We start from the raw sequence: 8,918 nt of genomic DNA, 5'->3' as shown, positions 1-8,918 counted from the left end.
GCACCGGTGACTTCCCGGACGGAGAGAATCGCGAGCCTCGTGCAGCAGCTCGACGGCGAGGCCGGCGCGTCCTACGACGCCCGGGCGGAGCTGATCGGGATCGGCCCCGAAGTCATCCCCGCCGTCGTCGAGGGGCTGCCCTCCCTGGGCGGCTTCGGGCAGCTGACCGCCATCGAGGTCTTCGAGGGGGTGGGCGACGCCCGCTGCGGCCCCGCTCTCGTCGAGCTGCTGGACAGCGACGACCCGACCGTCCGCGAATGGGCGGCCATGGCACTGGCGAGCCTGGAGATCGACGGTGCGGTCGAGCCGCTGCGCCGCGCCTACCGCGCCTGCCTGGCACGGTAGACCCCGCCCGACTGGACCGAGCCCGGCGGCATCCGCTGGGCCCTGACCGCGCTCGGCGCCCGCACCCCCGTCGTCCCACCCCTCACCGCCCGCCTCCGCGCGGCCGCCGGGCCCGACGCCCCCGGCTGGCCCTCGGCCCGCTTCACCGAGCTCGTCGACGACCTGGCCGACCACGCCCAGGTGATCCTCCACTCCCAGTTCTGGCGCGTGGACAGCGGTCGCACCTACTGGGTCTACGGCCCCGGCACGGACCAGGAACTGGACTGGACCGCCCCCTGGGGGCACCTGGTCGAGGAGTCCCGCGCCCAGTCCCTGCGCCAGGCCGCGAACGCCCCGATCGCCGACGACATCTTCGTCGCCCCCAGCTGGATCGACCGCACGGACCTCCACCCGAAGACCTGACCCCGTACAGCGGACCCGATGGAGCAGCCCGCATCCATCAGGTGCGGCTATCGGGGCTGCCAGGCCCGTACGAGGTCTTGCGGACCCCAGCACGCGTTGAGGGGCAGATCGTCGGCCACCCCTGAGCGGGAGACCGCCACCAGGGGAGTGTTCGGGGCGGTGCCGGGGACGGCGAACATGTCACGTACCAAGGCGTCGTAATCGTGGCGCCCGAAGGGCTCGGTCTCCAGCCACTTGACCGACCCGACGAAGTGCACCCGCCGAGCCAACGGCTCACGGTCCGTGCCGATGAGGTCGATCTCGGGGTTGTTCTGCCGGTTCCACCAACCGCCGACGGCCTCGGTCTCGGGCCACTCGTCGTTGGGCATCAGACGCAGCAAGGACTCGCGGACCAGCGGCTCGACCGCCCGTCCGCGCCAAGTGGTCCACGACCGCTCGATACGTTCCAGCGCCAAGTCACCGCGGCCACGCTCGATGAGCGGGATCGCGCGTGCCAGAAAGGCCAGCCAGAACCGCAGATAGGGGTCGGCGATCCGGTACCGCTTGTTCTTGGTGTCCGGCTTGACGGACAGGGGGAGGTCAGCGGCCAGGACTCGCTTGGCCTGCAGCATGGCCAGGAGCGGGGAGAGCGTGCCCGACGGCAGTGCGCCGGCGCCGCCCGCCCGGGCCGCGATGGCGCTGAACGTGCGCTCACCACTCCCCACCGCTTCCAGTACGGCACGTGAGTGCGAAGCCTCGGGAAATTCACCCAGCAGGGACAACTCGCCTGCCACCAGCAAGGGCGAGAGCGGATTGGCGACCGACGCCCGCAAGAAGGCCGTGCGATCCATTCCCGGCCGCCACGACTGCACGATCTCGGGGAATCCGCCGGTGATCAACTGGGCGTCGACGGCCGCCGCGGCGTCGAGTTCGGTCATGTCCTGCACGTCGGCCAGGTTCAGGGGACGGACGGTCATGGTCGCCGCACGGCCGAAGAACGGGCGCCCGTACGACTGCAGTGCCTCCATCACCGATGTATCGCTGCCGACCAACAGCAGAAGTACGGGCTTGGCAGACAGGTGCCGGTCCCAGACGGTCTGGAGCGCGCCCTCGAATTCCTGATCCTGCTCGACCAGCCAGGGCACCTCGTCGATCACCGCGATGGCGGGAGAGTCGTCGGGTACCGCAAGCGCGAGCGAGCGCAGGGCCTGGTTCCAGTCCTGCGACTGAAGGCCGGCGACCAGTTCCGCCCCTGGCAACAGCGACTGCCCGAGGGTCGCGGCGAACTCGGCACGTTCCGTCACGGGGTTGCGCCCCCGGGTGGCCTGGAACACCACGTACGGCGCTCCCGAGCGATCGCAGAACTCCTGGACCAGCCGCGACTTCCCCACGCGGCGACGGCCCGTCATGATCACGGCCCGCCCTCGCGTGGCACCGGCGCCCTCCGCCACTGCCCGGTACTGCTCGGCCAGCAGTTCAAGATCCCCGACCCGGCCTTGGAACTCCACGACACACTCCAGGAGGTAACGCAGATCAATTATTACGTAGATTGAATCTTACTTCGCCGCACGCGACCTAGCGGCTCCTGGCACCGACCGGGGCCCACAGGCGTTGTGTACACATGGCACACTCGGTACCTTTGAAGCATGACTCAGCCGCTGCCCATAGAGTCCATCCGCGACGTACGCGCCCACTTGGCCGAAGTCGTCGAACGGGCCGACCGTGACGACGTGCCCACCGTCATCACCCGTCGCGGCAAGCAGGTCGCCGCCGTGGTCTCGATCGACGTGCTGCGTAAGTACCAGGAGTGGGAGGAGCGCGAGATCAACCGCATCATCGACGAGCGCATGGCGAGCCCGGCCGCGGGCGTCCCGATCGAGGACGTGATGAGGGAGACGCTCGCACGCAGTGAGTGACTACCGCACGGTGTTCCGGCCCGAGGCCCAGGCCGAGCTGCGCAAGATCCCGCGGGATATGGCGCTTCGCATCCTGGCCAAACTGACAGAGCTGGAGAGCGACCCCTTCGGCTTCAACACCACCGCACTCGTGTCCCAGCCTGAGCGCCGCCGCCTTCGGATCGGTGACTACCGTGTCGTCTACACGATCGACAACGGGGAGCTGGTGGTGTGGGTCGTACACGTCGGACACCGCTCCACGGTCTACGGCACATAGCTGCTCCAGCTTCTGCGGACAGCTGCGGACCACAACGGCCTGACCTGCTTTCTCGCAGGTCAGGCCGTTTGTCCACGTCCGATCAGACGTTGAAGCGGAACTCCACCACGTCCCCGTCCTGCATCACGTACTCCTTGCCCTCCATGCGGGCCTTGCCCTTGGCGCGGGCCTCGGCGACCGAGCCCGTTTCGACGAGGGCTGCGAAGGAGATGACCTCGGCCTTGATGAAGCCCTTCTGGAAGTCGGTGTGGATGACACCGGCGGCCTCGGGGGCGGTGGCGCCCTTCTTGATGGTCCAGGCGCGGGATTCCTTCGGGCCGGCCGTGAGGTAGGTCTGCAGGCCGAGGGTGTTGAAGCCGACGCGGGCGAGGGTGGCGAGGCCGGGCTCCTCGGCGCCGACCGACTCCAGGAGCTCCAGCGCGTCCTCCTCGTCGAGCTCGGCGAGGTCCGCCTCCAGCTTGGCGTTGAGGAAGATGGCCTCGGCGGGGGCGACCAGGGCGCGCTGCTCGTTCTTGAAGTCCTCGTCGACCAGCTCGTCCTCATCGACGTTGAAGACGTAGAGGAAGGGCTTGGTGGTCAGCAGGTGCAGGTCGTGCAGCAGCTCGTTGCGCTCGGTGCCCTGGACGATGCCGTGCGCGAAGAGCGTGTCGCCCTTCTCCAGGATCTCCTTGGCCTCCTCGACCGCCTTGACCTTGGGCGCGATGTCCTTCTTGATCCGCGACTCCTTCTGCAGCCGCGGCAGGACCTTCTCGATGGTCTGGAGGTCGGCGAGGATCAGCTCGGTGTTGATCGTCTCGATGTCGTCCTTCGGCGAGACCTTGCCGTCGACGTGGACGACGTTCTCGTCCTTGAAGGCGCGGATGACCTGGCAGATCGCGTCGGACTCACGGATGTTCGCGAGGAACTTGTTGCCCAGGCCCTCGCCTTCGGAGGCGCCGCGCACGATGCCGGCGATGTCGACGAAGTCGACGGTGGCCGGAAGGGTCCGCTGCGAGGAGAAGATCTCGGCCAGTTTGGTGAGGCGCGCGTCGGGAACGCCGACCACGCCGACGTTGGGCTCGATCGTGGCGAACGGGTAGTTGGCCGCCAGCACGTCGTTCTTGGTCAGGGCGTTGAACAGGGTCGACTTGCCGACATTCGGCAGACCGACGATTCCGATCGTGAGCGACACGTTGCGACTTCCCGTAGTCAGAGGGCCAGGGGGCCAGAGGTCCGGCCGATCCACCAGTTTACGGCGTCCGGTGCCCGGCCCGTCGGTCCCGTCGAACGCTTGGCCAAGCTCGGCCGTTCGGCGTGTCTGAGGGGCGATTCTGCACATAAACAGACCTAAGTTGGTCCAGTGGAGCAACACAGGACGCGACCCCCGCAGCACGCACCGCGACGCGGCACGCCGCCGGCACATCTCCCGCCGCAGGCCAGACGCCGCCCACCGGCGGGACGGCCTCCCGCCCCGCGGCCGGAACGGCCGGTTCGGCAGCCGGGGCGGATGCCGAACCCCCGGCTCACCGGGCTCGGCGGCGGGCTGTTCTGCCTGGCGGTCATGTTCCTGCTGGGCCTGCTCGACCAGCTGCTGTTCGGGGCGTCCCTGACGGTGTACGGGGTGCTGTTCCTGCCGGTGTGCGCGCTGACCGCGCTGTGGGTGCGCGGGAGTGACCTGCTGACCGCGCCGGTCGTGGTGCCGATCGCCTTCGCCGCCGGCCTGCTGCCCGTCGCCGACGACAGCGGCGGGATCCTGAGCCGGCTGATGGGCCTGGTGACCGGGCTCGCCACGCAGGCCGGGTGGCTGTACGGGGGGACGCTCATCGCCGGAGTGATCGTGATCGTCCGCAGAGTCCGCCTGGTGAACCGCCGACGCCGGGCGGCCCGGGTCGGTTAGTCCCGCTTCCTCGCGTGCATCGCCGCGCCGACGATGCCCGCGTTGTTCTGCAGCTGCGCCGGGACCATCTCCGCTCTGATGCCCTCGATGAGGGGCAGGAACCTGTCGGCCTTGCGGCTGACGCCGCCGCCGATGATGAACAGCTCGGGCGAGAAGAGCATCTCGACGTGCGCGAGGTACTTCTGGACGCGACGGGCCCAGTGCTCCCAGGTCAGCTCGCCGTCCTCCTTGGCCTTGCTGGAGGCCTTCTTCTCCGCGTCGTGGCCGTTCAGCTCCAGGTGGCCCAGCTCGGTGTTCGGGACGAGGGCGCCGTCGACGAAGACGGCGCTGCCGATGCCCGTGCCGAAGGTCAGGAGGATGACCGTGCCGCGGCGGTCGCGGCCCGCGCCGAAGGCCATCTCGGCGACACCGGCGGCGTCCGCGTCGTTGACGACCGTCACCTCGTGACCGCCGAGCCGGTCGCTGAACAGCGCCCGCGCGTCCGTGTCGATCCAGCTCTTGTCCACATTGGCGGCCGTACGGATCGTGGCGCCGCCGGTGACCACACCCGGGAAGGTCAGCCCGACCGGGCCCGTCCAGCCGAAGTGGTGGACGACCTCCTTGACGCCGTCGGCCACCCCGTCCGGCGTCGCCGGGTGCGGAGTGAGCACCTTGAAGCGCTCCTCCGCCAGATCGCCCCGCTCCAGATCCACGGGTGCACCCTTGATCCCGGACCCGCCGATGTCCACACCAAAGATCTTCATGGCTCTACGTTACGTCGTACGACTGACAGTGACGCGTTCGGCGGGACCGCCGCTCACGCCTCGGGCGTACCGGACCCGCCGCGCTCGGCGACCAGGGCGGCCGCCTCCTCGCGCAGGTCGCGGCGGAGCTCCTTGGGGAGCGAGAAGGTGATGGACTCCTCGGCCGCCCTGACGAGCTCGACGTCCCCGTAGCCGCGCTCGGCCAGCCACTCCAGGACCTGCTCGACCAGGACCTCCGGGACGGAGGCGCCGGAGGTGACGCCGACCGTGGTCACGCCCTCCAGCCAGGCCTCGTCGATCTCGTCGGCGAAGTCCACGAGGTAGGCCTCGCGGGAGCCGGCCAGCTTGGCGACCTCGACGAGCCGCTTGGAGTTGGAGGAGTTGCGGGAGCCGACCACGATGACCAGTTCGGCCTCCTCGCCCATCTGCTTCACGGCGAGCTGGCGGTTCTGCGTGGCGTAGCAGATGTCGTCGCTCGGCGGGGAGATGAGCTGCGGGAACTTGTCCTTCAGCGCGTCGACGGTCTCCATGGTCTCGTCGACGGACAGGGTGGTCTGGGACAGCCAGACGACCTTCGACGGGTCGCGGACCTCGACCTTCGCCACGTCCCCGGGGCCGTCGACCAGCTGGATGTGGTCGGGGGCCTCGCCGGAGGTGCCGATGACCTCCTCGTGGCCCTCGTGCCCGATCAGGAGGATGTCGTAGTCCTCGCCCGCGAACCGGACGGCTTCCTTGTGGACCTTGGTGACCAGGGGGCAGGTCGCGTCGATGGTGGCGAGACTGCCGCGGGCGGCCTCCTCGTGCACGAGGGGGGCCACGCCGTGCGCGGAGAACATCACGATGTTCCCCGGGGGCACCTCCTCCGTCTGCTCGACGAAGATCGCGCCCTTCTTCTCCAGGGTCTGTACGACGTACTTGTTGTGGACGATCTCGTGCCGGACGTAGATCGGGGCCCCGTACTGCTCAAGGGCCTTCTCGACGGCGATCACGGCGCGGTCCACACCGGCGCAGTAGCCCCGGGGGGCGGCGAGCAGGACACGGCGGCCAGGCGAAGCGGTCATGGACCCATCGTAAGGGCCACGTTCGACGGCCCCGAGAGCGCGTGTCCCCACCGCCCCCGCGCCCCTTCGCCGCGCTCGCCCGGTTGTCGGTGGCGGCCGTTACGCTCGGCGCATGGCTGTCAACACGTCCGCGGAGACTCCCCTGCCCGTCGGTGAGGTGTCGCGGCTCATCGGGAGCTGGATCGACCGGCTCGGGGCGGTGTGGGTGGAGGGCCAGATCACCCAGCTGTCCCGGCGGCCCGGTGCCGGCGTGGTGTTCCTGACGCTGCGCGATCCGTCGTACGACATCTCCGTGAGCGTGACCTGCTACCGGCAGGTCTTCGACGCCGTCGCCGATGTCGTCGGCGAGGGCGCGCGGGTGGTCGTCCAGGCGAAGCCCGAGTGGTACGCCCCGCGCGGGCAGCTGTCGCTGCGGGCTGCCGAGATACGGCCCGTGGGGGTCGGCGAGCTGCTGGCGCGGCTGGAGCAGCTGAAGAAGGCGCTGGCCGCCGAGGGGCTGTTCGCGCCGGAGCGCAAGAAACCGCTGCCGTTCCTGCCGCAGCTGATCGGGCTGGTCTGCGGGCGCGCCTCGGCCGCGGAGCGGGACGTGCTGGAGAACGCCCGGCACCGCTGGCCCGCCGTCCGCTTCGAGGTGCGCAATGTCCCCGTGCAGGGCGTGCATGCGGTCCCGCAGGTCGTGCAGGCCGTCAAGGAGCTGGACGAGCGGGACGACGTGGACGTCATCGTCGTGGCCCGCGGCGGCGGCAGCGTCGAGGATCTACTGCCCTTCTCCGACGAGCAGCTGGTGCGCGCCGTCGCCGCCTGCCGTACGCCGGTCGTGTCCGCGATCGGCCACGAGCCGGACAACCCGCTGCTCGACCATGTCGCCGACCTGCGCGCCTCCACCCCGACCGACGCGGCCAAGAAGGTCGTGCCGGACGTGGGCGAGGAGTTCGAGCGGGTGCGCATGCTGCGGGACCGGGCGCGGCGGTGCGTGGAGGCGATCGTGGAGCGTGAGGAGCGGGGGCTGGCGCACGCGCTCGCCCGGCCCTCGATGGAGGATCCGCACCGGATGATCGAGGAGCGGGCGGACCAGGTCGCGGCGCTGGTGGAGCGTTCCCGGCGCACGCTGCGCCATCTGCTCGACCGTGCCGACTCGGAACTGACGCACACGCACGCGCGCGTGGTCGCCCTGTCCCCCGCGGCGACGCTCAAGCGTGGTTACGCCGTGCTGCAGAGGTCCGACGGCCATGTGGTGCGGGATCCGGACGAGGTGGCGGCGGGCGAGGCGCTGCGGGCGCGGGTCGCCGAGGGTGAGTTCTCCGTACGAGTCGATTCTTAGGGTGAGTGGATGACCGGCAAGGTGGATGAGGCGCTCGGCTACGAGCAGGCGCGGGACGAGCTGATCGAGGTCGTACGGCGGCTGGAGGCCGGGGGGACGACCCTGGAGGAGTCCCTGGCGCTGTGGGAGCGCGGCGAGCAGCTGGCCAAGGTGTGCCGGCGCTGGCTGGAGGGGGCCCGGGCGCGGCTGGACGCGGCCCTGGCCGAGGAGGAAGAGACCGAGTCGCCGGAAGGGTCCGCCGGCTAGGCATACGCGCTGGTCGGTTGTGAAGCGGATCACGACGCCCCACTTTTGGTTGAAGCTTGAACTTCATTGGCGTACGTTCACTCGTGTAAGCCGGTCCGGCATTCCAGGACCGGACGCGCATTCGAGGAAGTTCACGCATGTCTCTCGTTCTTGACCCCGCCGCCCAGGACCTGCTGTTCCGTGAGGCCCGCACCGCGAACACCTTCACCGACGAGCCGGTGACCGAGGACCAGGTCCAGGCGATCTACGACCTCGTCAAGTACGGCCCGACCGCCTTCAACCAGTCCCCGCTGCGCATCACGCTGGTCCGCTCCGCCGAGGCCCGCGAGCGCCTGGTCAAGCACATGGCCGAGGGCAACCAGGCCAAGACGGCCACCGCCCCGCTGGTCGCGATCCTCTCCGCGGACAACGAGTTCCACGAGGAGCTGCCGACCCTCTTCCCGCACTTCCCGCAGGCCAAGGACGTGTTCTTCAACGAGCGTCCCGTCCGTGAGGGTGCCGCCACGCTGAACGCCGCCCTGCAGGCCGCCTACTTCATCATCGGCGTCCGCGCCGCCGGCCTGGCTGCCGGCCCGATGACCGGTCTCGACTTCGCCGGCGTCCAGAAGGAGTTCCTGGACGACGACCACACCCCGCTGATGGTCGTCAACATCGGCCGGCCGGGCGAGGACGCCTGGTTCCCGCGCTCGCCGCGACTGGCGTACGACGACGTCATCACCACGGTCTGAGACACGACCCGCGTACGAGAAGGGGCCCCCGGCAGTGCCGGGGGC

Annotated in this window: 12 protein-coding genes; 8 read left to right on the top strand and 4 right to left on the bottom strand. The window is 69.8% G+C overall.

The genetic code is table 11. From position 1 onward, the window contains the following. Positions 1-6: 6 nt before the first annotated feature. Both ACWGKT_RS40515 and ACWGKT_RS40510 read left to right on the top strand, forming a co-directional pair. The gene (locus ACWGKT_RS40515) at positions 7-345 is read left to right on the top strand and encodes a HEAT repeat domain-containing protein (protein WP_453277616.1); all 339 of its coding nucleotides are present in this window, start codon (positions 7-9) and stop codon (positions 343-345) included. Between the two features lie 180 nt (positions 346-525). After that, complete coding sequence (locus tag ACWGKT_RS40510; protein WP_453277615.1) at positions 526-747, top strand: hypothetical protein; 222 nt, start codon at positions 526-528, stop codon at positions 745-747. Between the two features lie 47 nt (positions 748-794). On the opposite strand, the gene ACWGKT_RS40505 is transcribed toward ACWGKT_RS40510, so the two are convergent. Then, positions 795-2,234: an ATP-binding protein gene (locus tag ACWGKT_RS40505; RefSeq protein WP_453277614.1), complete on the bottom strand. Its 1,440-nt coding sequence runs from the start codon at positions 2,232-2,234 to the stop codon at positions 795-797. Positions 2,235-2,372: 138 nt separating this feature from the next. Between ACWGKT_RS40505 and ACWGKT_RS40500 the strand changes: the two genes are divergently transcribed. Together ACWGKT_RS40500 and ACWGKT_RS40495 are read left to right on the top strand one after the other, a co-directional pair. After that, positions 2,373-2,642, top strand: coding sequence for a type II toxin-antitoxin system Phd/YefM family antitoxin (locus ACWGKT_RS40500; protein ID WP_235455136.1), 270 nt, complete (start codon positions 2,373-2,375; stop codon positions 2,640-2,642). After that, positions 2,635-2,898: a type II toxin-antitoxin system RelE family toxin gene (locus ACWGKT_RS40495; RefSeq protein WP_453277613.1), complete on the top strand. Its 264-nt coding sequence runs from the start codon at positions 2,635-2,637 to the stop codon at positions 2,896-2,898. Before ACWGKT_RS40500 ends, ACWGKT_RS40495 begins: the two co-directional genes overlap by 8 nt. A gap of 82 nt (positions 2,899-2,980) precedes the next feature. On the opposite strand, the gene ychF is transcribed toward ACWGKT_RS40495, so the two are convergent. Continuing rightward, complete coding sequence (ychF, locus tag ACWGKT_RS40490; protein ID WP_453277612.1) at positions 2,981-4,069, bottom strand: redox-regulated ATPase YchF; 1,089 nt, start codon at positions 4,067-4,069, stop codon at positions 2,981-2,983. A gap of 168 nt (positions 4,070-4,237) precedes the next feature. Here ychF and ACWGKT_RS40485 point away from each other — a divergent pair, with 168 nt between their 5' ends. Continuing rightward, on the top strand, positions 4,238-4,774 hold the full coding sequence (locus ACWGKT_RS40485; protein WP_453277611.1) for a DUF6542 domain-containing protein: 537 nt from the start codon (positions 4,238-4,240) through the stop codon (positions 4,772-4,774). On the opposite strand, the gene ppgK is transcribed toward ACWGKT_RS40485, so the two are convergent. Further along, positions 4,771-5,517, bottom strand: a complete 747-nt coding sequence (ppgK, locus tag ACWGKT_RS40480) for a polyphosphate--glucose phosphotransferase (RefSeq protein ID WP_356152572.1) — start codon at positions 5,515-5,517, stop codon at positions 4,771-4,773. The genes ACWGKT_RS40485 and ppgK overlap by 4 nt on opposite strands. 53 nt (positions 5,518-5,570) lie before the next feature. Next, positions 5,571-6,578 carry a 4-hydroxy-3-methylbut-2-enyl diphosphate reductase gene (locus ACWGKT_RS40475; RefSeq protein WP_453277610.1) on the bottom strand — a complete coding sequence of 336 codons (1,008 nt, stop codon included), beginning with the start codon at positions 6,576-6,578 and terminating at the stop codon, positions 5,571-5,573. Between the two features lie 112 nt (positions 6,579-6,690). On the opposite strand from ACWGKT_RS40475, the gene xseA reads away from it, so the two are divergent. The 3 genes from xseA to ACWGKT_RS40460 all read left to right on the top strand — a co-directional run bounded on the left by xseA (position 6,691) and on the right by ACWGKT_RS40460 (position 8,873). Beyond that, positions 6,691-7,899 (top strand): exodeoxyribonuclease VII large subunit, encoded by a 1,209-nt coding sequence (xseA, locus tag ACWGKT_RS40470; protein ID WP_453277609.1) that lies wholly within the window; start codon positions 6,691-6,693, stop codon positions 7,897-7,899. Positions 7,900-7,908: 9 nt separating this feature from the next. Then, positions 7,909-8,145 (top strand): exodeoxyribonuclease VII small subunit, encoded by a 237-nt coding sequence (locus tag ACWGKT_RS40465; protein WP_356152577.1) that lies wholly within the window; start codon positions 7,909-7,911, stop codon positions 8,143-8,145. Positions 8,146-8,282: 137 nt separating this feature from the next. Then, complete coding sequence (locus tag ACWGKT_RS40460) at positions 8,283-8,873, top strand: malonic semialdehyde reductase (RefSeq protein ID WP_356152579.1); 591 nt, start codon at positions 8,283-8,285, stop codon at positions 8,871-8,873. The last annotated feature ends 45 nt before the right edge of the window (positions 8,874-8,918 follow it).

Source organism: Streptomyces sp. NPDC054794 (assembly GCF_053611585.1).
The sequence above is the reverse complement of the archived record's forward strand: the minus strand, read 5'-3'. Positions and strand labels throughout refer to the sequence as shown.